Source organism: Enterobacter cloacae complex sp. 2024EL-00711 (assembly GCF_047529885.1).
GTDB lineage: Bacteria > Pseudomonadota > Gammaproteobacteria > Enterobacterales > Enterobacteriaceae > Enterobacter > Enterobacter ludwigii.
The window spans coordinates 202,621-226,270 of sequence record NZ_JBLIZC010000004.1; the positions used below are offsets into that span (position 1 = coordinate 202,621).

The 23,650-nt window shown below is 57.4% G+C and carries 18 protein-coding genes; 6 read left to right on the forward strand and 12 right to left on the reverse strand.

Annotation, left to right across the window (positions count from 1 at the left end; all coding sequences use genetic code 11):
- The first annotated feature begins 78 nt into the window (after window positions 1–78).
- Window positions 79–1,458: a PLP-dependent aminotransferase family protein gene (locus ACMVME_RS13365; protein WP_050737423.1), complete on the forward strand. Its 1,380-nt coding sequence runs from the start codon at window positions 79–81 to the stop codon at window positions 1,456–1,458.
- Window positions 1,459–1,788: 330 nt separating this feature from the next.
- Entirely contained in the window at window positions 1,789–2,265 is a 477-nt protein-coding gene (locus ACMVME_RS13370; RefSeq protein WP_020885097.1) for an RrF2 family transcriptional regulator, read from the forward strand.
- A gap of 69 nt (window positions 2,266–2,334) precedes the next feature.
- Here ACMVME_RS13370 and oqxB read toward each other — a convergent pair whose 3' ends face one another.
- Window positions 2,335–5,487, reverse strand: coding sequence for a multidrug efflux RND transporter permease subunit OqxB (gene oqxB, locus ACMVME_RS13375; RefSeq protein ID WP_020885098.1), 3,153 nt, complete (start codon window positions 5,485–5,487; stop codon window positions 2,335–2,337).
- A gap of 23 nt (window positions 5,488–5,510) precedes the next feature.
- The gene (locus ACMVME_RS13380; protein ID WP_014168988.1) at window positions 5,511–6,686 is read right to left on the reverse strand and encodes an efflux RND transporter periplasmic adaptor subunit; all 1,176 of its coding nucleotides are present in this window, start codon (window positions 6,684–6,686) and stop codon (window positions 5,511–5,513) included.
- A 332-nt stretch (window positions 6,687–7,018) separates the two neighbouring features.
- On the opposite strand from ACMVME_RS13380, the gene ACMVME_RS13385 reads away from it, so the two are divergent.
- Window positions 7,019–7,369 (forward strand): helix-turn-helix domain-containing protein, encoded by a 351-nt coding sequence (locus ACMVME_RS13385; RefSeq protein WP_032670748.1) that lies wholly within the window; start codon window positions 7,019–7,021, stop codon window positions 7,367–7,369.
- Between the two features lie 73 nt (window positions 7,370–7,442).
- On the opposite strand, the gene ACMVME_RS13390 is transcribed toward ACMVME_RS13385, so the two are convergent.
- The gene (locus tag ACMVME_RS13390; protein ID WP_068795132.1) at window positions 7,443–8,276 is read right to left on the reverse strand and encodes an oxidoreductase; all 834 of its coding nucleotides are present in this window, start codon (window positions 8,274–8,276) and stop codon (window positions 7,443–7,445) included.
- Window positions 8,277–8,379: 103 nt separating this feature from the next.
- On the opposite strand from ACMVME_RS13390, the gene ACMVME_RS13395 reads away from it, so the two are divergent.
- Window positions 8,380–9,300 carry an AraC family transcriptional regulator gene (locus ACMVME_RS13395; protein WP_068795133.1) on the forward strand — a complete coding sequence of 307 codons (921 nt, stop codon included), beginning with the start codon at window positions 8,380–8,382 and terminating at the stop codon, window positions 9,298–9,300.
- A 70-nt stretch (window positions 9,301–9,370) separates the two neighbouring features.
- Here ACMVME_RS13395 and ACMVME_RS13400 read toward each other — a convergent pair whose 3' ends face one another.
- The 5 genes from ACMVME_RS13400 to ACMVME_RS13420 all read right to left on the reverse strand — a co-directional run bounded on the left by ACMVME_RS13400 (window position 9,371) and on the right by ACMVME_RS13420 (window position 13,485).
- Window positions 9,371–9,766, reverse strand: coding sequence for a YidB family protein (locus ACMVME_RS13400; RefSeq protein WP_047357054.1), 396 nt, complete (start codon window positions 9,764–9,766; stop codon window positions 9,371–9,373).
- Between the two features lie 44 nt (window positions 9,767–9,810).
- A complete protein-coding gene (lysM, locus tag ACMVME_RS13405; protein WP_020885103.1) occupies window positions 9,811–10,260 on the reverse strand; it encodes a peptidoglycan-binding protein LysM in 450 nt (149 codons plus the stop codon).
- Window positions 10,261–10,464: 204 nt separating this feature from the next.
- Entirely contained in the window at window positions 10,465–11,328 is an 864-nt protein-coding gene (locus ACMVME_RS13410; protein WP_068795134.1) for an HlyD family secretion protein, read from the reverse strand.
- A complete protein-coding gene (locus tag ACMVME_RS13415; protein WP_020885123.1) occupies window positions 11,325–11,540 on the reverse strand; it encodes a DUF1656 domain-containing protein in 216 nt (71 codons plus the stop codon). The genes ACMVME_RS13410 and ACMVME_RS13415 overlap by 4 nt, the downstream gene beginning before the upstream one ends.
- Window positions 11,530–13,485, reverse strand: coding sequence for an FUSC family protein (locus ACMVME_RS13420; RefSeq protein ID WP_139108127.1), 1,956 nt, complete (start codon window positions 13,483–13,485; stop codon window positions 11,530–11,532). The genes ACMVME_RS13415 and ACMVME_RS13420 overlap by 11 nt, the downstream gene beginning before the upstream one ends.
- A gap of 118 nt (window positions 13,486–13,603) precedes the next feature.
- Here ACMVME_RS13420 and ACMVME_RS13425 point away from each other — a divergent pair, with 118 nt between their 5' ends.
- Window positions 13,604–14,398, forward strand: a complete 795-nt coding sequence (locus ACMVME_RS13425) for a helix-turn-helix transcriptional regulator (protein WP_337275292.1) — start codon at window positions 13,604–13,606, stop codon at window positions 14,396–14,398.
- On the opposite strand, the gene ACMVME_RS13430 is transcribed toward ACMVME_RS13425, so the two are convergent.
- Window positions 14,395–15,285, reverse strand: a complete 891-nt coding sequence (locus ACMVME_RS13430) for an oxidoreductase (RefSeq protein WP_068795136.1) — start codon at window positions 15,283–15,285, stop codon at window positions 14,395–14,397. The two genes, ACMVME_RS13425 and ACMVME_RS13430, sit on opposite strands and share 4 nt — an antisense overlap.
- 143 nt (window positions 15,286–15,428) lie before the next feature.
- On the opposite strand from ACMVME_RS13430, the gene ACMVME_RS13435 reads away from it, so the two are divergent.
- Complete coding sequence (locus ACMVME_RS13435; RefSeq protein WP_040016833.1) at window positions 15,429–16,550, forward strand: YbdK family carboxylate-amine ligase; 1,122 nt, start codon at window positions 15,429–15,431, stop codon at window positions 16,548–16,550.
- Here the strand turns inward: ACMVME_RS13435 and ACMVME_RS13440 are convergent.
- From ACMVME_RS13440 to ACMVME_RS13450, 3 genes are all read right to left on the reverse strand, one after another.
- Window positions 16,501–19,635: an efflux RND transporter permease subunit gene (locus ACMVME_RS13440; RefSeq protein WP_068795137.1), complete on the reverse strand. Its 3,135-nt coding sequence runs from the start codon at window positions 19,633–19,635 to the stop codon at window positions 16,501–16,503. The two genes, ACMVME_RS13435 and ACMVME_RS13440, sit on opposite strands and share 50 nt — an antisense overlap.
- A gap of 9 nt (window positions 19,636–19,644) precedes the next feature.
- Window positions 19,645–20,706, reverse strand: coding sequence for an efflux RND transporter periplasmic adaptor subunit (locus tag ACMVME_RS13445; RefSeq protein WP_044858095.1), 1,062 nt, complete (start codon window positions 20,704–20,706; stop codon window positions 19,645–19,647).
- 106 nt (window positions 20,707–20,812) lie between these two features.
- Entirely contained in the window at window positions 20,813–23,521 is a 2,709-nt protein-coding gene (locus tag ACMVME_RS13450) for a cation-transporting P-type ATPase (RefSeq protein ID WP_047744073.1), read from the reverse strand.
- Between the last annotated feature and the right edge of the window lie 129 nt (window positions 23,522–23,650).

A 23,650-nucleotide genomic window follows, 5' to 3' on the forward strand; every position in this document is an offset into this window, starting at 1 on the left:
CAAATACTGGCGCCAGAATAAAAGATGTGACACTATCAGTAAATATAAATAGTGTCACATTACACTTATGGTAATCTCATGCGCGAACGTTCTCCGTGGCAACCCCATCTTGCAGAAGGCAATTCATCCCCTACCGATCGGCTGGTCCAGGCGTTGTCAGACGATATTCTTTCAGGCCTGCTGAGGCTCGGCGCGCGCCTTCCGGCACATCGTGAACTGGCAGATACGCTCGGTATCGCGGTGGGTACTGTAACGAAAGCCTATGGGATCCTGGAGAGACGGGGTCTGGTGCGAAGCGTTAAGGGCAGCGGAATGTTTGTCGCGCTGGCCAATTCCAGAAGCCGAACCTTCATCGACCTGTCGCAAAACACCCCGCCGGCAGCACTGACCTCCCGGTCACTGAGTAAAACACTCACCACCCTCGCCCGGCGTCCTGACATGGATATGTTTAACACTTACGCCCCGGCAACGGGCCATGATGAACACCGGCGGCTTCTTGCGCAGTGGTTCAGTCGTCTGGGTGTCCCGGCAGATTACCAGCGTCTCATCTTAACGAACGGTGCTCAGCATGCGCTCTCTGTAGCGTTGTCTACGGTCTGTGAACCTTTTGGCCGACTGTACGTTGAGGCTCAAACCTATTCAGGGCTGATTCAGCTGTCGCATTTACTGAAGCTCACATTAGTGGGGATCCCGATGGATGACGAAGGCATGGATGTCTCTGTTCTGGAAAAGATCCTCGATGAAAATGCGGAAAAAGGCGGTGCTGTCTATGTCACGCCGCTCTTACAAAGTCCGTCCACACGCATTATGAGCCTGGCCCGCCGTCAGGAACTGGTTCGGGTTTGCCGGGAAAGGGGCATAAAGATTATTGAGGATGATGTTTATCGGCTGATGAGCACGACAGAATTGCCACAGATTGCCAAAATAGCCCCCGATATCACCTTATATGTGAATAGCTTATCTAAGATCCTTAATCCAGCATTGCGGATTGGCGGGCTACTGGTCCCGGAGGCGCTGTATTCACGAGCAGAATCCATGCTGAGGGCAACGGCGATGATGGTCTCTCCGCTAAGCAGTTCCATCATGGAGCAATGGCTGATTGATGGCACAGCAGAAACCGTCACCCTCGCAATTGAACACGAAACCCGGCGTCGTTACCAACTCGCTATCGACATTTTAGGAGAGCACGTTTATCGCTCGGGGCTGCCCAGCTTTCATCTCTGGTTACCGTTTTCACGCGATGACGCGCACTCTTTCTACAATGCAGCGCTGGCGACAGGCATCAAAGTGACAGCACCGGCCTCAACTGAAGTGGGTCAACAGTCGGATCAGTACGGCGTCAGGTTGTGTATTGGCGGAACGGAGTTCAGCCAGTTAAAGCAAGCACTCTTGAAACTCAATGAGATTGCCGGGCAACTCAAACAGAAACCAGACCCGTTCCCGCTTTTTAATGTATGAATGACAGGATAGGTCTGACTCCTGTTTCTTCTGGTGAGGATAATGTCATTCCCTTTATGTGCTCAAAAAAACAGCGGCGATTCGATCAGCATTTTTTCATAATATTTTTATCAGTCGCCATGATGAAATAGACGATGCTTATACAATCGGTAAAGCGTATGGATGGGTCTTATGCTGCCATCAGACGCGAAGCGTAAACGCTTTTTTACGGGCCAGGTCAGGCGTTGTCTGCTTCAAAAAAATTGCCGTATTTGTTATATTGTTACTTATTGATTATTCACCTCTGCGGTGCCAAAAAGAACAAGATTCACCGCAACCCAGGACAATGAAATGTTAGATTACCGCTTCCCGACAGCTTTGCAGATGGTTCTCAGCGTAGCGATGGCGGAGCAATCGGGTGAACGTTCGACGAGTGCGATTCTGGCCTACGGACTGGAAGCGAATCCGAGCTTTATCCGCAAGTTGATGGTTCCGCTTACGCGTGACGGCATTATCGTCTCAACCCTTGGCCGTAACGGTTCTATTCATCTTGGTCGTCCGGCGGATAAGATCACCCTGCGTGATATCTATGTTTCTGTCATAGAAGATAAAAAGCTGTGGGCGTCGCGTCCTGACGTACCGGCTCGCTGCGTCGTCAGCGCCAACGCGTGCTGGTACTTCAAATCTATCGCCGATGAAGCGGAGCAGGCTTCGTTAGAGGTTCTGGCTCAACATACCGTGGCCAGCGCGCTGGAAAAAGTCAAAAAAGCCGATACCAGCGGGTGCGATCCGGTGCCTGAAATTGAAGGCCTGCATAAAAAAGCGTAGCCATGCCCTTACTGATACGAAAAAAAACCGCCTTAACGAGAAGGCGGTTTTTTTGTGCCCTGTAAAAACCTAGGCAGGTAAAACGTCGTTGACCGGCTTGCCGCGCGTAACGAATTTACGCAGCGTCACATAAAACACCGGCGTCAGGAACAGACCAAACAGCGTCACGCCCAGCATCCCGGAGAACACCGTGATCCCGGTGACACCGCGCACTTCTGCGCCTGCGCCGTGACCGAGGATCAGCGGAATCGTCCCGGCAATAAAGGCGATGGAGGTCATTACAATCGGGCGTAAACGCAGGCGGCACGCTTCCAGCGCCGCTTCCATAATCCCTTTCCCCTGAAGCTCCAGCTCGCGCGCAAACTCAACGATAAGAATCGCGTTTTTACATGCCAGCCCCATGAGTACCACCAGCCCCACCTGCACGAAGACGTTGTTATCGCCCCCGGTCAGCCAGACGCCAAACAGCGCGGACAACATCGTCATCGGAACGATCAGGATCACCGCCAGCGGCAGGGTCCAGCTTTCATACAGTGCGGCCAGCACCAGGAAAGCCAGCAGCACCGCGACCGGGAAGACGATCAGCGCCGTGTTGCCCTGAGTGGCCTGCTGGAAGCTCAGGTCCGTCCATTCAATATTCATCCCGTTCGGCAGGATCTGCTTAGACATTCCGTCCAGTTGCGTCATCGCCTGTGCCGAAGAGAGAATGCGCGGATCGGCATCGCCAATCAGATCCGCCGCCGGATAACCGTTATAACGGATCACCGGATCCGGCCCGTAGGTGGTGCTGATATTCACCATACTGCCGATTGGCACCATTTCGCCCTGATTATTACGGGTGCGCAAATTCGCAATGTCTTCCACGCTGTCGCGGAACGGCCCGTCGGCCTGCGCCATCACGCGCCAGGTACGCCCGAACTGGTTAAAATCGTTCACATAAGACGATCCCAGATAGGTTTGCAGCGTACCGAACAGATCGGTCAGCGACACGCCCTGCGCTTTCGCCTTATCTCGATCAACCTGCACATCCAGCTGCGGAACGTTAGCCTGGTAAGTTGAGATCGGGAAATGCATCCCCGGCGTCTGCATAATCGCACCAGACATGGTGTTCACCGCGTTTTGCAGCGCACCATAGCCCAGACCGCCGCGATCCTGGATGTACAGCGAATAACCCGACCCCTGCCCCAGCCCTAAAATCGGCGGTGGCAAAATGGAGAAACCAAAGCCCTGCTGAATTTGAGCGATTTTGGCATTGATCTCAGCGTTAATTTCCGCCGCCGTGTGTTTACGCTGATCGAACGGTTTCAGACCAAAGAAGACCGTCCCGGTATTCGGCGTGTTGGTGAACTGCAGCGCGTTAAGCCCAGGAAAAGCGACCGCATAATCCACGCCTTCGGTATTCATCCCGATTTCGCTCATTTTGCGGATCACCGCATCGGTGCGGGCCAGTGAAGACCCTTCCGGCATTTTCACGCCGCCAATTAAATACAGCTTATCCTGGGTAGGTATAAACCCGCCGGGGACCGCTTTAAACATGACGCCAGCCGCGCACAACAGCAGCACATAAACAACAAACACCGCGCCACGGCGTCCGAGCGTTTTCCCCACCAGCCCCTGATAACCGTTTGAGCTACGGTGGAAAAAGCGGTTAAACGGACGGAACAGCCAGCCGAACAGACGATCGATAAGCCGGGTCGGGAAGTCTTTCGGGGCGCCGTGCGGTTTTAACAGCAGCGCTGCCAGTGCCGGCGAGAGCGTCAGCGAGTTGATGGCGGAAATCACCGTCGAAATCGCGATAGTCACCGCAAACTGTTTGTAGAACTGGCCGGTTACCCCGGAGAGGAACGCCATCGGTACAAACACCGCGCACAGCACCAGCGCAATCGCGATAATCGGCCCCGAAACTTCACGCATCGCCTGATGCGCCGCCTGAAGCGGAGAAAGCCCCTCTTCGATATTTCGCTCGACGTTTTCCACCACCACGATGGCGTCATCCACGACGATACCGATAGCCAGCACCAGCCCGAACAAACTCAGGGTATTCAGTGAGAAGCCAAGCAGGTAGAGAATGCTGAACGTCCCCACAACCGATACCGGCACCGCGATCAGCGGAATAATCGACGCGCGCCAGGTCTGCAGGAACAGGATCACCACCAGCACTACCAGCACCACCGCTTCCAGCAGGGTCTGCACAACCGCGCGAATGGAATCGCGAACGAAAACCGTCGGGTCGTACGGTGCTGCCCATTTCATATCTTCCGGGAAACGCGTGGCCAGTTCGTTCATTTTCGCGCGCACGGCGTTAGACAAATCGATGGCGTTCGCACCCGGGGACTGGAAGATACCAATCCCAACCGCGTCTTTGTTGTTGAGCTGGGAACGCAGCGCATAGCTGCCAGAGCCCATTTCAATACGCGCCACGTCGCGCAGGCGTACCAGCGAGCCGTCTTGCGCCGTTTTCAGAATAATATTGCCAAACTCTTCTTCCGTGTGCAGACGCCCCTGGGCGTTAATGGAGATCAGAAAATCGCTCTCTTTCGGCAGCGGCTCGGCGCCAAGCTGTCCGGCGGAAACCTGAACGTTTTGCTCCTGCATCGCCGTCACGACATCCGAGGCCGTCAACCCGCGGGCTGCCACCTTGTCAGGATCCAGCCAGATGCGCATCGCGTATTCGCCAGAGCCAAAAATCTGAATCTGACCCACGCCCGGCAGACGCGCCAGTTCGTCCTTCACTTTAAGCGTGGCGTAGTTACGCATATACAGTGAATCGTACTTGCCGCCCGGCGAAAACAGATGCACCACCAGCGTCAGCGTCGGTGATTGTTTCTGGGTGGTAATGCCCAGACGTCGTACATCTTCCGGCAGACGCGCCTCGGCCTGTGACACGCGGTTTTGCACCTGAACCTGCGCCTGATCCGGGTCGGTACCCGGGCGGAACGTCACGGTGGTTACCAGTACGCCGTCAGAGCCTGCAACGGATTTCATGTACATCATGTTTTCAACGCCGTTGATGGCTTCTTCCAGCGGCGTCGCCACGGTTTCTGCAATCACTTTCGGGTTGGCACCCGGATACTCCGCGCGCACCTGCACGCTTGGCGGTACGACGTCAGGATATTCGCTCACCGGCAACAGCGGGATAGCGATTAATCCTGTGATGAAAATCAGAATCGACAGTACTGCGGCGAAAATCGGCCTGTCGATAAAAAAGCGGGAAAAGTCCATATGTCGGATTCTCGGGTAAGGGATCAGTTAAGCGCGGCGCTGGCGGTCATCGGAACGGTTTTCGCGTTAACCGGCATACCCGGCATAAACACTTTTTGTAAACCGTCGACGATGACTTTATCGCCAGGGTTCAGCCCCTGCTGCACGATACGTAAACCGGCGGCCAGACGTCCCGGCGTGATATCGCGGCGCTGCGCTTTACCTTCTTTATCAACGATATAAACGTATTTGCGATCCTGATCGGTCAGCACCGCTTTATCGTCGACAAGCGTGGCTTTGAATTCAGCGCTGCCCGGCAGGCGTACGCGGGCAAACAGTCCTGGCGTGAACTGACGCTGCGCATTATCCAGCAGCGCGCGCATACGGATGGTGCCGGTGCTCGGCGTTAACTGATTATCAAGAAAATCCACCTTGCCCTGATGGGGATAACCCTCCTCCCCCACCAGGCCAATCTCAACCGGGAGTGCCAGGTGATTACTGGACGCGCCCTGCCCGCTGCGGGCAAGATTTTGATAGTGAAGGTAGGTTGCTTCATCCACGTCAAAGTAGACGTAAACCGTTTTCAGGGAGACCAGCGTGGTGAGGACGCTGGCACTGTCACCCGCGGTGACCAGATTACCGCTGGTGATCAGCGCGCGGCTGGCGCGGCCATCAATAGGCGCGGTCACTTTGGTGAAATCGAGGTTAAGTTGTGCCGCGTCAACTGCTGCCTGCGCGGCGCGAATATCGGCCTGCGCCTGGGCGGCGGCCGAACGGCGCTGCTCCCACTCTTCACGGGAGACGACGTTGGTATTGACGAGTTTATCGGTACGGTTAGCCTCACTGCGCGCCAGGCTGGCCTGCGTTTTGGCTCTCGTTAAGGTGGCCTGCGCCTGTTCCAGCGCAGCGCGATAGGTTCTGTCATCGATAGTGAACAGCACCTCGCCCTTTTTCACTTCCTGGCCGTCGGTGTAATTCACTTTATCAATGTAGCCGGAGACACGGGGGCGCAGCTGAACGCTTTCCACCGCTTCAATCCGGCCGTTAAAGCTATCCCACTGACTGATGGATTTCACTACCACGTCAGCGGCGCTCACAGCGGGCGCTTGTGGGACGGCATTTTGTGCCACGCCGTCATCGCATCCGACAAGCAGCATGGAGAGGAACATCGCTCCCAGCGCCGTCAGATGAACGTTAACCCAGGGTTTTTGCAGGCTCATTATTTTTATTCCGGTAATGGTAGCCGCCGGGCAAGACGCTGCGGGAGACGCGGCGCCACTTCCTTTGTCCGGACTGGCTTGAGACTATTTGTGTCGTTCATCGCCACAAAACTGTAACAGTTGCGAATACACTATCGCGGCGATTGTAGGAAGGCGTCAGATTTAGTGCAAGAATAATTAATACACTTTATGTGCTATTTGGCTCAGGGGCAAAAGGCGCGTTTTCGGCAAGGATTTAAATGCAACAATAAAACTTGCATTTAATGTCAGAGCGAGTCATCTTTAAATGCAACAGACAAAAATGCTTTTTAAAACGCGGCGTGGGGGAAACCATGAACACTGACGCATTTATTCATGATCTACTCGACTGGATCGACAACAACCTTGAAAGCCGCCTGGACATTAACACCGTTTCCAGGCGCGCAGGCTACTCGAAATGGCATCTCCAGCGGATATTCAAGGAACATACCGGGTATCCGCTGGCCGAGTATATTCGTGCACAAAAGCTGCAAAAGTCGGTCGAGCGCTTAACCCACAGCGATGAACCGATCCTGAACGTGGCGATCGCGCTGGGCTTTGACTCCCAGCAGTCCTTCAACCGCAGCTTTAAGCGTCAGTATGGCCAGGCCCCCGGGGCATGGCGTCGCAGTACCGTCTGCCCTGAACGCCAGCAATCAACATAGTGTCGCGGCTTTCACCGCGACCCGTACTGGCCGGTGGCAAACCGGCCTGTAATCATGTTCCCGTGTTCGCCGCTCAGCCGTCCGTTGAACGTGTTAACGCTTCCCAGCGATCGATTTCCTCACCTAAACGCGCGAGCTTTTCCCGCACTAAACTCAAAGCATCACTGCCAAGCAATAAATGCGTCGGCGGGTTCTGGCTCTCAATGATAGCCAGCATGGCGCGCGCCGCTTTTACGGGGTCGCCGAGTTGCTGACCACTTTTTTCCTGACGAGCCTGGCGGACAGGATCGAATAACGCGTCATAGTCCGGGATGCTGCGCGCGCTGCGTACCATCGAACGTCCTGCCCAGTCGGTGCGAAACGAGCCCGGTGCCACCGCAGTGACATGTATGTTGAACGGAGCAAGCTCTTTGCTCAGCGTATCTGATATGCCTTCGAGCGCAAATTTACTGCCACAGTAATAGCTGATGCCGGGCAGAGTGATGAAACCGCCCATCGAGGTGATATTAAGAATATGGCCGTGACGACGCTGGCGCATGCCCGGCAGCACGGCTTTGATCATCGCGACGGCGCCAAACACATTCACCTCAAACTGGCGGCACATGTCTGCGAGCGAGGACTCTTCCAGTATGCCTTCGTGACCGTAACCGGCATTGTTCACAAGGACATCAATCGGGCCGACGGTAGACACACTCTGCGTAACCACTTCATCAATGTGCGCATAGTCCGTGACATCCAGCAGGCAGCCGAATGCCCGCTGCGTATCGAGTGCCTCGAATGCCTGCTTTGCTTCGGGGGTGCGCACGGTCCCCACGACCCGATGGCCTGCGGCGAGGGCTTCCTCCGCCAGAGCACGACCAAAGCCGCTGCTAACGCCGGTGATTAAGATTGTTTTTGCAGATGCCATAAATTACTCCCATGAACAGTGAAGGTTGCATGGTATTCTCTGATTTGCCGTATTTTTAGGCCGTATTTTCTCTTTTTATTGCCTGATTTTATGAGGTGCAGTGATGTCCGGGATGATTACCTTAGTAAAAGCACTGGCGGTGCAGGAGGGGTACAACCTGACGGCGTTGCCTGATGTGCGAATTTTGCGTGCCGACCGCCCGCTTGCGCGAACGCCCGTGCTTTACGATCCGGGGATTGTGATTGTCTGCCAGGGCAGCAAACGCGGCTTTTTCGGTCAGCAGACCTATCTGTATGATGAACAGCACTATCTGGCCGTGTCGGTTCCGGTGCCGTTTGTGATGGAAACCGACGCGTCGGCAGAACACCCCTTACTGGCGATATATCTGCATCTGGATTTTCAGCTTGCCGCTGAACTGATGTTGCAGATTGAGCAGCATCACGCCCCACATCCTCCCGCTGCGCCACAAAGCATGATGTCGAGCCTGATGGACGACGCGGTAAAAACGGCCGTGCTGCGCCTGCTTGAAGTACTGAACAATCCGCTTGAGGCGGCGATCCTCGGCCCGGCGCGGGTGCGAGAGCTCTATTTTCGCGTATTGACGGGGCCCCAGGGCAAGGCCATGCGCGCCGCGCTGGCCTTACAGGGGCAGTTCGGCAAAATCGGCAAAGTGCTGCAGCACATCCATGCCGCCTACGCTGAGCCGTTAACGCTTAATCAACTGGCGATGGAGGCCGGAATGAGTGTGCCGACGTTTCACACCCATTTCAAAGCGATAACCCGTATGCCGCCGATGCAGTATGTGAAATCGGTGCGCCTGCACCAGGCAAGGATGTTGATGGTGCGTCAGCATATTACCGCCGCCGCCGCGAGCTACGCCGTCGGTTATGAAAGTCCGTCGCAGTTTAATCGTGAATTCAAACGGCTGTTTGGTTTGCCACCCGCAGAGGAAATAAAACGCATGCAGCGTAATTTCGCCGTTCCGCCTGTGCAGCAGGCGTCGATATTTGTCTCTTCCCATTAAGCCTGATACTACATACCAGGCCTGTATTCAGGCCTGGTATGTACACGGCGTCATGACGCTGCGGATTGCACTAACTCAGGAACTTACCTTTGAGCAGGTTAAGTCCCGCAGACATCAGGTCGCCCTGGGCCGGGGCTTCGCCCTGCGGTGAAAGGCCGTCGACGATTTTAGGCAGGTATTCAGCAATCAGCGTCGACGCAGTTTGAGAATCCACGCCCAGTTTCGCGCCAAGATCCTGCAGCGCTGGCGATCCAAACACCGATGTGATCTGTTCGCTGCTCACCGACTGATTACTCTGCTGGCTAAGCCACGACTCGACAACGCCGCCCAGGCCGCCATTGCGGAATTTTTCGAGGATCCCCTGAATGCCGCCCTGCTGCTCAATCCAGGTCATGATCGCCTGGAGTTGCTCCGTCTTACCGCCCTGCCCGCCGGCCAGGCTGCCGATTTGATCTAATAATCCCATCACAGACTCCCTACAAACATCGCTAACACGTCCTGATTGACGGCTTACTTAGCCGGGATAATCAGTACCTGACCCGGGTAGATTTTGTCGGGATGCGTCAGCATCGGTTTATTGGCTTCAAAAATACGCTGATACTCATTGGCAGAGCCATACATCGCTTTTGAGATGGCGCTCAGGGTATCGCCGGATTTCACCGTGTAATAGCGGCTTTCCACCCCGCTTTGGGTGACGGTCACGCTATCATTGACCTGACCAATCCCGGTGACGTTACCTACCGCCACCAGAATTTTTTCTTTATCTTCCTGGGAGCCCACGTCGCCGGTCACCGTCGCCGTACCGTCGTCCGCGACATTAATGTTGACCTTTTCGGCACCAGGCAGGTTAAGACTATCAATATGTTTTTTCAGCTTGTCGGCCTGATCTTCCTTGCTACCGCCGGATACGGCATCCCAGATTTTCTCGCCCGCTTCTTTCACAAAACTTAATAATCCCATCTCCCACACCTCCATAACTGTTTCATGGTGAACATTTTCATTGGTTCCCGTTGCAGGATGTACGATGCGGTGTCTCCGCTCTGGCTGAAAAATCCGGAAACAGCACAACCTGCCACATGAAGTATATCCAATAAGCGTCAGGGTGCAGGATATTTGCCCTGGTATCGCCGTTATGCCGCAATATAAACAGGGATCCCGTCGCCCTCAACGCACCACCTCCACGCTCGCCGACAACCCGGCTACCAGCTCAATCCCCTTCGGCAATGCATCAATATGTATGCGCACCGGGACGCGCTGCGCCAGCCGCACCCAGCTAAACGTCGGCTCGACGTCGGGAAGCCCAAGCCCGCCCGTCTCATCGTTGTTATCACCGATCCCATGGCCGATGCTCTCGACATGCCCGGCAATCACCGGTTCATAGCCCATCAACACGATATGCGCCGTGTCCCCAACGCGAATATGGCGAAGTTTGGTCTCCTCGAAATACCCCACCACCCAGAAACTGTGCGCATCGACGATGGCGACCTTAGTCTCCCCCGCGGTGGCATAGTCCCCCGGGCGAAGCCGCAGATGGGTGATATAACCCGAGACGGGAGCCCGTACGGTGGCATGGGACAAATTAAGCTCGGCCAGCTCCAGCGCGGCCAGCGCACCGTGATAATTCGCCACCGCGACGTTCGCGGCGCTGCCCGTTTGCTGCAAATCCTCGCTGGATATCGCGGCTTTAATCTGTGAGCGTCGTCTGGCGGCATCCTGTCGCATCACCATCTCATGCCGTCTGGATTCCACCTCCGCCTGCGCGCTGGCCACCGCCAGCGTGAGCCAGTGCGGGTCGATAGCGTAGAGCACATCGCCCCGGTTAACCCACTGGTTATCCCGGACGGCCACGCGGATTACCGGCCCGGATACGTCCGGCGCAATCTGTACCACATCCGCCCGTACTCGGCCGTCGCGGGTCCAGGGCGTTTGCGCATAATGTTTCCACATCATAAAAGCCAGAAGCGTGGCCGCCGCGACGGCACATAACGTCAGCGCATAGCGACCGACCAGAGAAAGTAATGATTTCATCTAAATAACCCCAGCGCGGTCAGGCCCTGCATCAGCAGGAAAAAGGTGACCAGATAAGTTGAAACGTCCAGCAGCGGGCGAAAAGGCAAACGACGGTAGAGCCTGCTGAGCGATAAAAGCGCGATGAGTGCCAGCGTGCAGGCCAGCGCCGCGAGCGCGGTGACAAGCAGTCCCGGGATAAAAACGCCCCCGATATTCAGATCATTGACCATCGTCTGCCCTCCGTAATGCGCAATGTAAATCCACCAGATGGCCGACAAACTGGCGCGTTTGTGCATCTGCGGCAGGCAAACAGAGGCGGATGTGGTCGGCGATGTGTTCACGCAAGGCGTCGGTGTCGTTCAGGTGATACAGGCGCGCGCTGATCTCCCTGCTCGCGGGCATATCGCAGCGGCGTAAATGCATCACCGAAAGGCCGATGCGCAGCGCGCGCAGCAGCGGGTTAAGCACCTGCTCTGAGGCACGTCCGCTGCGCTGCAGGCGCGGCAATAACAGGGCAGCGCGGTCAATCATCAGATTGGTCCAGTGCGTCTCATCCAGCAGAAGCTTGCCCTTCACGCTGCGACGAATATCGCGCTGGCACAGCGTGTGCAGACGCGCGATGGCCGCGTCGGCCTGCACGGTTTGCAGCAGGCTCATGCTGATAACAGCAAAGCCGGTTGCGGCAAACAGCGCAATGGCGGTATTGGCCGCCGTGGCAAAATCTCCGCTGTAGTGGGCACCCAGCTCGCACAATACTGGCAGCGTCAGAGTGATCCCCATCGCCATAAACGTAGTGGGAGGACGTGCCTGAAGCGACCCGGCCAGCAGATATACCGGCGCCAGCACGGCCACCAGCACGGGGAAATCGCTCACCTGCGGAAGCAGCGCAAAGCTGTACAGCAGGCTAATCAAGACGCCCCAGAACGAGCCAATAATGTATTTCACTATGTGCGGAGCCGGGGTGTCGAAACTGCCAAACAGCGTGCAGCAGACCCCAAGGATAGAGACCGCCGTGCTGCCATCGGGCCAGGCGGAGAAGATCCAGACCAGGCAGCCGCTCAGGATAATGGCGAACGCGCCCAGCGCGGTGCGGGCGGCAGTAAGAGGATCGCGATGAAAAACATACCCTTTAACTGCCCTGCCCGCCGTCAGTCCGTGGGCGGGCTTCGCATGGTGGATGGCATCAGAAAGACGTTCGCACTGCTGCAACAGCGTAATGGCCTGCGTCAGATAACGGACAAAACTGGCCAGCAGCGCGTCGTTCATCGTCCGGGCCTGTGCAGCGTAGCGCTCTGCGAGCTGTTCACTGCGTGCTATTAACGCATCTGCCGTGCTGTGGCGTGCAGCATCTTTATCCCCCAGCCAGGCCTGAACGTCGTCGAGCAATACCTGCAACCCGGCAGGCACCGTCACCGGTAAGCGATCGCGTAATTCACAGTTGACGATGACCAGCCGCGCCAGTCGGTCATGGATAGCCTTTCTGCCCTGCCGCACCGGAGCAGACAGGGCAAAATCATACGGAATATGGTGGCTTATACCCTGCAGAAACTGCAGCGCCAACGCCAGATGCAGCGGGTCTGAAACCGCGACGGGTTTGCCTGCGAGGGTGTCAGCCACCCGCTCACGCGCGGCGTGCAGGGTTTGCGATAACTTACTGTTGAACAGGCCGGAGATACGCGCGGGTAACACATAGCGATGTATCAGCGCCGCGCAGAAAATCCCAATGACAATCTCCTGCACACGGATAATAGCGATATTAAAAATCCCGCCGGGGTCGGATACCGCAGGAAAACCAATCAGGCTCGCGGTGTATCCGGCCAGCACAAAGGCATACGCCCGCGGGGTGCGCTCCAGCAGAGATAAATAGAGGCAGAACGTGATCCAGCCCGACAGCATCACGCTGCAGAGGATCGGCATATTGACGAAGACAGGTACGATCGCAACGGTGGCGCAGGCCCCCACAACGGTGCCGGCCAGACGATAGAGACTTCTGCTCAGCGAGGCCCCCACCGACGTCTGCGACACGATATAGACGGTAATAATGGCCCACGATGGACGTTCGAGGCCTATCGACAGCGCAATGTAGTAAGCGAGCATCGCCGCTGCAAAACTTCTCGCGGAATAGAGCAACGCACTGGCATCGTTACGCAGCACGGGAGATAAGCGCTCACGCATGGCGCACCACGAATGAAAATGAAAAGCGTTTAATGTGTTCATGCCAGAATTATTACTGGCTTGCGAACCCGCTTAAATACTCTATTCTGTCAAAAAATACCTAAATGTTGCCAGAAACGTGAAACCTCAACTTGCCAATACGCTCTTCGATCCTGACGCCACCGCATGCCCGGCCGTAGCCCGACATCTGGATTTCGTGGAGTACGCCGCGGAAGTGCCGGTGCACACCCACCGTAAGGGGCAGCTGATTATTGCTTTGTATGGCGCGGTGATTTGTCATGCGGAAAATGATATCTGGATCGTGCCGCCAGACTGTGCCGTCTGGATCCCTGGCGGGATCGCACACAGCGCCAAAGCGACCTGGAATGCTCATCTCAACTATCTGTTTATTGAGCCCGGTGCCGCCGCGCTGCCGGAGAAATGCTGCACGCTGGCCATTTCCCCGTTAATCAAAGCGCTGGTTGACCGTTTGACGCATGAACGCGTTGATTATCCGTCAGAGAGCCATGCCGCACGGCTGACCAGAGTGACGCTTGATGAGCTCGCCAGCATGCCGCAGCAGAAGCTGAGCCTGCCCGTTTCAGCCCATCCCAAAATACGCTCCATGGCCGACGCGCTGGTCAGCCATCCTGACGACAGAAGCACCCTGAAAGCGTGGGCGAAACGGCTGGCGCTGAGCGAGCGCTCCTTTGCGCGTTTGATGGCGCGCGAGACCGGGCTGAGCTTTGGCCGCTGGCGTCAGCAGCTGCAGTTGATTATTGCCCTGCAGGAGCTGGCAAGCGGTGTCCCGGTCCAGAACGTGGCGACAACGCTTGGGTATGAATCCGTGAATGCGTTTATCACCATGTTCAGGAAAGCCATGGGCACCACGCCCGCGCACTATTTTGCCGAACGAAAAGTCAGCGGCCGTTAACCCGGCCCTTCGCTGCCTGCAGCAAGCAGGGGAACCAGCACATCGCTAATCGGAACGGGAATACCGTGAGCACGACCATAGCGCTGGATCACGCCGTTGCGAATATCCCACTCCATGGGACGGTTGGCCTGACGATCGGCGAGGATAGACGTGCCCAAATCGGCAGGTGCGCGCTGGAAATTCGCCAGGATCTCCTGCGCAACGTCATCATGCAGCACCGCCCCTTCTGCTCGGGCCACGGCAAGCCCCTCGCGCAGATACGCCAGCGCCAGCTCGCTGATATCCTCACGGGAGAACATCCCCGCACGACGATTCGCAAGCACCATCAGGCCTGCAACCGCATTTTGCAGCAGCTTACGCCATGCGACGGTAAGAAAATCTGCCGACAAGTCTACCGCGCAGCGCGTGCCGTTCAGCGCATCAGCCACCCGTTTTGCCTGCGGCACATCCGGCAGCGTCAACCGCGGACTGGCCCGCAGCCAGACGGAGGCATCCGGCTCACGCTGTGCCGGGAACCAGACCACCGACGGCAGTACCGTCGCGCCATTGACCCACGGTGCCAGTTGGCCTTTTTGCTCGACGCCGTTTTGCAGCGCGCAGACCACCGTGTTTTCATCGCACAGCGCGTTCAGCCATCCCGCGCTGTCGGCGTTCTGGGTCGTTTTCACTGCGATAAAAACCAGATCGTACGGACGATCGATGACCGTCGGATCGGTTAATACCGGACCGGGTACCACGATTTCACCCTCATCGTGCCGCAAACGTAATTGCGCATGTGCGGTACGTCCACACAGTTGCGGCGTGCGGCCAGCCTCATGCAGCACCGCAGCGATAGTGGTTCCGATTGCACCGGGTCCAATCAGTGCAATGGTTGGATAGTCAGACATTGTTAACTCCCCTGGTCGCTAAAGCCCTAATCAGTGTGCCGTGGCGTTCAGCATAGCCGCCACACGTCCCTTTATACCACCGCCTGAAGTGGGAGCCATACCCGTTGTCTATACTCATTTCATCTACGACAACGGAGTGCACCATGCCATTACCCGATTTCCATTCCTCTGAACCTTATACCCTTGGTATTGAACTTGAACTGCAGGTGGTTAACCCGCCGGGGTACGATCTGAGCCAGGACTCCTCCGCCCTTATCGCTGCCGTCAAAGACGACATCAAAGGCGGGGAAGTGAAGCACGATATCACCGAGAGCATGCTCGAAATCGCCACCGGCGTGTGTCAGAACATTGATCAGGCCGCCGCACAAATCTCGGTGATGCAGCAAAGTATTCTGCGCGCCGCTGCGGAGCAGCATATTCAGATCTGCGGCGGTGGGACACACCCTTTCCAGAAGTGGCAGCGTCAGGAGGTATGCGATGACGAGCGCTATAACGTCACGCTCGAACGGTTTGGCTATCTGATTTTGCAGGCGACGGTATTCGGCCAGCACGTGCATGTCGGGTGTCGGACCGGCGACGACGCTATTTATCTGCTGCATGGTTTGTCGCGCTTTGTCCCCCACTTTATTGCTCTGGCGGCGTCCTCACCCTATATGCAGGGTACGGACACGAAGTTCGCCTCGTCGCGACTCAATATCTTCTCGGGATTTCCGGATAATGGACAGATGCCGTGGGTGAACAACTGGCAGGAGTTCGAAGGGCTGTTTCGTCGTCTGAGCGCCACCAGCATGATCGACAGCATTAAAGATTTGCACTGGGATATTCGCCCCAGCCCGCATTTTGGCACGGTCGAGGTGCGGGTGATGGATACACCGCTGACGCTCGGCCACGCGATCAACATCGCCGGGTTGATTCAGGCGACGTCTCACTGGCTGCTGACCACGCGGCCCTATAAGCATCAGGAAAAGGATTTTCTGCTGTACCGCTTTAACCGTTTTCAGGCATGTCGTTACGGGTTAGAGGGCATTCTGACGGACGTGCAGACTGGCGAGCACAAAACCGTGGCGGAAGATATTGGGTGGCTGCTGGAGCAGGTTGCGCCGTCGGCCGAGAAGCTCGGCGCGACGAGCGCGATTAAGGAAATAGCCCTGATGTTAAAACAGGGCAAGAGCGAGGCGCAGCGCATGCGCGATTTTATCGCAGACGGCGGTTCGCTTATTTCTCTGGTTCAGAAACATTGCGAGCTGTGGGCGACGAGTCCGTAAGGCGATGCCCCCACTCACGCAGGCGCTGGAACAGCACAAACAGCGCCGGGATAAACAGAATGCCGACCACGGTGGCCACCAGCATCCCGCTGAACACCGTGGTGCCAATGATGCGGCGGCTCTGCGCCCCTGCCCCGGACGCCAGCATCATCGGCAGCACACCGATAATAAATGACACCGCCGTCATCATCACCGCCCGGAAGCGGCGGGAGGCACCTTCACGGGCCGCATCGACAATCGCCATCCCCTCATGACGCCGTGCGCGGGCAAACTCGACGATCAGGATCGCGTTCTTGGCCGCCAGCGCGATTAACAGTACCAGGCCAATCTGCACATACACATCGTTGGCGTATCCCGCGATCCACAGCCACACCAGCGCGCCCCCGATGGCGAACAGGACTGAGAGCATCACGCTCGCGGGCAGCGTCCAGCTCTCATACTGCGCGACAAGGAACAGCCACGCCATAACCACTGCGGCCAGGACAATCCAGATGGCCTGATTTCCGGTCTGCTGCTCCTGATAAGACATCCCGCTCCAGGCATAGTCGTACCCGGCAGGCAGGTTTTCCGCCAGAAGCTCGCTCATCACGGCCATCGCCGTGCTGCTGCTCACGCCGTCTGCCGCCGACCCGCTCACTGACACCGACGGGAACTGGTTATACTGCTGCAGGAACGGTGCGCCAACGGTCGGGGTAATCGTGACAAGATTACTCAGACGCACCCGCTCACCGTTATTGCTGCGCACGAACAATTCGCTGATTTGCCCGGCACGCTCGCGCCACTGCATTTCGTTCTGTACCACCACGTGGTAGACGCGGTTGTTAACGCTAAAATCCCCGGCACGCGTGCCGCCAAAGGCGGTTTGCAGGCTGCTGAAGATGCGCGAGACCGGCACGTCGAGGCGGGCAGCGCGCTCGCGATCAACGGTCAGCGTCAGCTGTGGCACGTTGCTGCTCCAGGTGGTAAACACCCGGTTAAGCTGCGGATGCTGGTTAGCTTTTATCAGAACGTTGCGGGTAACGCGTTCCAGCTCCGCCGGGCTTTGCCCCGCCTGGGCCTGAATACGCAGGTCGAAGCCGGAGGCGTTGCCCAACCCCGGCAACGTCGGCGGGGCGAAGGTCATGATGGTCGCTTCCGGCAGCGCCAGCAGCTGACGCTGCAGCGTTCCCATCACCTCATCAAGCGGCGGACGCTCCCCCCATGTCTTCAGCATGATGGAGATAAACCCGCCGTTAGACGCGCTGGTACCGTTGAGAATGTTAAAACCGGAGACTTGAATCACATCCTCGACCGCAGGGTGTCTGGCGATAAGCTCCCGCGCGGTGGTCATCACCGCTTCAGTACGCTCCAGCGACGCCGCTTCCGGCAGTTGCACGCTGGCGAAGAAGTAGCCCTGATCTTCCTGCGGCAGGAAGCCCTTTGGCATCGACATAAAGCTGAACACCACCACGCCCGCCGCGCCGGCCGTTGCCAGCAGCACCAGCCACGGACGAAGGTTAATGCAGTTAACGATGCGGGTATAAACGGTGCGCGTGGTATCCAGTCCGCGGTTGAAAACGCGGTAAACCGCGGCTGGCTTCTTCGGGCGCGGGCGCAGCAACAGCGCACAGAGCGCTGGCGTCAGGGTCAGCGCCACCAGGCTTGAGAGCGTGACGGCGGTGGAGAGCGTGACCGCGAACTGGCGATACAACTCCCCCACGATCCCCGGCAGCAGCGCCACCGGCACAAACACCGCCAGCAGCACCAGGGTGGTGGCAATCACCGGCCCGGCAATCTGGCGCAGCGCCTGTGCGGTAGCCGCCGTGCGGCTTTGCCCTTCAGCCATCAGCGTTTCAACACTCTCCACCACCACAATGGCGTCATCCACCACCATGGTAAGCGCCAGAATAATGGCGAACATGCTGAGCGTGTTGGCCGAATAACCGAGGGTATAGAGCACCGCAAAGGTGCCGACCAGCGACACTGGAATAGCGAGCGCCACAATCAGCGTCGCACGCCAGCTCTGCAGAAATAAGGAAACCACCACCACGACGGCGAGCAGGGTCAGCGCCAGCGAGACGCCAATCTCCTTGATGGTCGCGGCGACAAAGGTGGTGGTATCGAATTTCACTTCATAGGTCAGATCGTCCGGGAAGCGTGCAGAGAGTCGCGCCAGCTCCGCGCGAACCGCATCGGCTACGCGCAGGGCGTTGGCGGACGGCGTAGGGTAGATGCCAAGATAGGCCGAGTCATGCCCGTTCAACTGGGCGCCGGAGCTGTAGCTGCGCGACCCCAGTTCAATCGTGGCGACATCTTTCAGGCGCACCAGCTGGCCCATCTCCCCTGCACGGATAATGATGTCTGCAAAGTCCTCAGCCTGATTTAAACGCCCCAGCCCGTTAATCGTCAGGGTTTGCTGCTGGCCGTTAAACACCGGCGGCGTTCCGACCTGGCCTGCCGCTCCCTGGACGTTCTGCTCGCGTAACGCCTGAGCCACGTCATCGGTGGTCACGTTCAGGGCGTTCATGCGATCCGGACGCAGCCAGATACGCATGCTGTAGTCGCGCGCGCCAAACATCTGCACCTGCCCGACGCCCGGCAAACGCGCCAGCGCTTCACGCACCTGCGTGCTGGCGTAGTTACTGACGAAAAGCGGCGTGTGGGTATTGTCCGGTGAGTAAAGGCTTACCCCCATCATCAGATTGGTGGCGCGTTTACGCACCTGCACGCCGTTTTGCTGCGCCTCGGTGGGCAATTGCGCCACAGCCTGCGTCACGCGGTTTTGCACGTCGATGGCGGCCAGATCCGGATCGGTCCCTGCCGCAAATGTGATGTTCAGGCTGTAGGCACCTTCATCCGAACTGGTGGATTCCATATAGAGCATGTGATCCACGCCGTTAAGCTGAGTCTCCAGCGGCGTGGCAATGGCTTCCGCCACGTCAGCCGAACTGGCACCGGGCCAACTGGCGGAGACATTCACCACCGGTGGGGTGATCTGCGGGTACTGCTCCACCGGGATAATCTTCAGCGCGATGGCACCCAGCAGGGTTATCACCAGCGCAATCACCATCGCGAAGCGCGGGCGTTTGATGAAAAACGTCAGCATGATGGCTCCTTAATTCAGTATCTGGACGGCTGCGCCAGGCTGTACGCGCTGGGCACCGTCGGTGATCGCTCGCTCACCGGGATGTAAGCCGGATGAAATCTCAAACTGCTGGCCAATCTGTCCGGCAATCTTCAGCGGGCGTTTTTCGGCTTTGCCTTCTGCGTTAACCACCCAGGCAAAGAATCCCTCGCCGTTTTGCTGTACCGCCGCAGCGGGCACTGTCAGCACCGGCTGCGCGCTTGCCGGACGCAGGTAGACATTCACATTGCCGCCCGGCAGCAGCTGATGGCGCGGGTTGGCAAATTCAGCGCGCAGCATCACGCTGGCGGTACGCGGGTCGATACGATTGTCCACGGAGGTCAGTTCACCGCTCAGGCGCTGACCATTGCTGTCAATCCGCGCCTGCCAGGCGCGCTTCAGGGCGCTGATATCCGCATGTTGTCCGGCTTTGGTGGCAAACGCCCCCTCTTCCAGCGCAAAGGCGATACGGATCGGATCAAGCTGCACGACATCCACCAGCACGCCGCTTGACGGGTTCACCAGGCTGCCGGCATGGAACTGGCTGTGCCCCACGCGGCCATCAATCGGCGATGTGATGCGCGTGTACGCCAGCGTCACGTTACGGGTTTCGAGGCGAGCTTTCGCCTGCTCCAGCGCAGCGCTGGCGACATCGCGCTGCATGCGCGCGTTATCCACGTCGTGACGGCTGATGGCATTGCTGTTGCCCAGGCTTTCAAAGCGTGAAAGCTGCTGCTGCGCCTGACGCAGCGTGGCTTCCGCGCTCTTTACCTCAGCCTGTGCCAGACGCACGGCGGCGCGTGGCTCGGCATCATCCAGCTCAAACAGCACGTCACCTTTTTTCACGTATTGTCCGTCGCGAAAATGAACCTGGGTAATCACGCCTTCCGTGCGCGCTTTTATCTCGACGGTATGAATGGCTTCAATGCGGCCAGGCACGTGCCGTTCAGCTGCGTGGGTCGTTTGCTCCACAACCGCCACGCGAACCGGAATGGCAGCAGCAAACGCGGGTTGAAAGAGGGCGAGGAGGACGAACAGGAGCGGGAATTTCATGGGGATGTACCTCTGATGTGTTTCCCTCACCCCGGCCCTCTGCCCAATGAAAGGGAGGTCAGCATCCCCTCTCCCGGCGGGAGAGCGTTAAGGTGAGGGCAAAAGGTTATGCAGCCTTACGGAACCTGCGGGTCAGTCGCTTCTCGATTTCTACAACGAAGAACATCACCGCAGCTACCGCCAGCGTGACGAACCAGTAGCGCAGAGGCAGCGCTTCCGTACCGAAAAGCATCTGCATAAACGGCAGGTAGATGATTGCCGCCTGGAGCAGGAACAACACGCCTGTGACCAGCCAAATCCCTTTGTTCGCCAGCAGGCCACGGTTCAGGGAGAACCCTTCAGTGTTGCGGCAGTTAATCATGTATACCCACTGGGCGCAGACCAGCATCTGCAGCAGCACGGTACGGATGAACTCCGCGCTGTGGCCGCGCGGTGCCAGCCAGGCTTCCAGCGCAAAGGCGGCGATGGCAATCATGGTCCCGACGAAGGCCACGCGCCATACGGCGTACGCATCCATCACGTGCTGTCCGGTCTGACGCGGCGGACGCTTCATGATGTTGCGCTCAGCGGCTTCAAAGGCCAGGCCAAAGGAGAGCGTGGCGGAGGTTGCCATGTTCATCCACAAAATCAGTACCGGCGTCAGCGGGATAATGTTTCCTGCCAGCAGCGCAATAACAATCAGTAACCCCTGCGCCAGGTTGGTCGGCATAATGAACAGAATGGTTTTCTTCAGGTTGTCGTAAACGCGACGCCCCTCTTTTACCGCGCTGGCGATGGTGGCGAAGTTATCGTCGGTCAGGACCATGTCCGCCGCCTCTTTGGTCACTTCGGTGCCTTTGATGCCCATTGCGATGCCCACGTCCGCCTGGCGCAACGCCGGAGCGTCATTCACACCGTCGCCGGTCATGCCCACGATCTCACCCTTGTCCTGCAGGGCTTTCACCAGGCGCAGCTTATGCTCCGGGCTGGTACGGGCGAAAATGTCATATTTCACCGCGGCGTCTGCAAGCTCAGCGTCGTCCATTTTCTCCAGTTGGTAGCCCGTCACCGCCTGCTCGCTGTTGGTGATCCCGAGCATCTGACCGATGCTCATTGCCGTCTGCGGGTGATCCCCGGTGATCATCTTCACGCGGATCCCGGCCTGCTGGCAGGCATGAATCGCATCAATCGCTTCAGGACGCGGTGGATCCATCATTGCGGCAATACCGAGGAAGATCAGCCCGTGATTCAGATCGTCATGCGTCAGCGCCTGCTCACCGTTCGCCGGTTTGAACGCCGCGGCAACCATACGCAGCCCCTGGCGTGCATAGCGCTCCATCTCGGTTTCCCAGTAAGCGCGGTCGAACGCTTCAGCGCCGTTACGGGCCTGCTGCTGTTTACACAGCGCGAAAATCACGTCCGGCGCGCCGGTAATCAGGATGTGCTCCTCGTGACCAATCTGATAGTGGGTGCTCATGTACTTGTACTGCGAATCGAACGGGATCTTGTTAATCAGGGTGGTCATCACCGGCTCAAGATGCGCCTTCGCCGCCAGCACCTTCAGCGCCCCTTCGGTTGGCCCACCGGTGATGCCCCACAGACCGCGTTCGTCCTGAATCAGTTGGCTGTCATTACAGAGATCGACAGTGCGCAGGTACTGCTCCAGCACGGTGCCCGGCTGGATCTGCATCGGCTCGTCGCTGCCTTCCAGGTAAATGTTCCCCACCGGCTCGTAGCTGTTACCGTCCACGCGGTAGCAACTGTCGGCAGTAATGATGGCTTTCACCGTCATCTCGTTCATGGTCAGGGTGCCGGTTTTATCCGAGCAGACCACGGTCATCGCCCCCAGGGTTTCAACCGTTGGCAACTTGCGGATAATCGCCCGCTTGCGTGCCATCGCCTGCACGCCAAGAGAAAGGATGATAGAAATAATGGCTGGCAGACCTTCCGGCACGGAGGCGACCGCCAGGCTAATCAGAGAGAGCAGCAGCTCGCCCATGGGGATTTCGCGGAATACCAGGCTGAAGACAAACAGTGCCGCCATCATCGCCAGAATAATGGCGAAGATCGCTTTCCCCAGCTTGTCCATCTGCACCAGCAGCGGCGTACGATGCTTTTCAATACCCGCCATCATCTGGTTAATGTGGCCAAGTTCAGTCTCTTGCCCGGTGGCAATGACCACGCCAATGCCGCCCCCTGCACTCACGGTCGTACCGGAAAAGACCAGGTTAGTGCGGTCGCCCAGCGGTAATTCACCGGTCAGCGGATTAATGTGTTTATCCACCACGGTAGATTCGCCGGTCAGAATAGCCTCTTCCACGCGTAAATTATGCGCTTCGATTAAACGCATATCCGCCGGAATACGATCACCTGCGCGTAATACAATAATATCGCCCGGGACTATTTCAGTTGTCGGTAGCGTTTCATGATTGCCATTGCGAATGACGCGCGCTTCGCTGGAGAGCATATTGCGAATACTCTTCAGGGATTTTTCCGCATTGCTTTCCTGAATATGGCCAATTAACGCGTTGATTACCGCCACACCGAGGATAACCAGCGTATCGACCCAGTGGCCCATAACCGCGGTTAATACCGCCGCGGCAAGCAGAACGTAAATCAGTACATCATTAAAATGGGCGAGAAAACGTAGCCAGGCGGGCTTGCCTTTTTTCTCCGGCAACGCGTTAGGGCCATACTGATGCAGACGTGCCTGCGCTTCAGCACGGTCGAGGCCGCTTGCCTGGCTCTGCTTGTTAGCAAGCACTTGCTCAACGGTCTGCTGATACGCCTGCCCACCAGCAGGTGGCATGTTCTGAGAGAGATTTTTTTTGGTCATCGTATTTTTCCTTCAATATACGGTGGACGGAAGCCTGAATTCCTTTCTGGCTTTAATAAATTCATTTTTAAGGCTTGCGGGTAAAATTGATCTACCGCAATATAAGTACTGCCGGGATATTCAAAACTA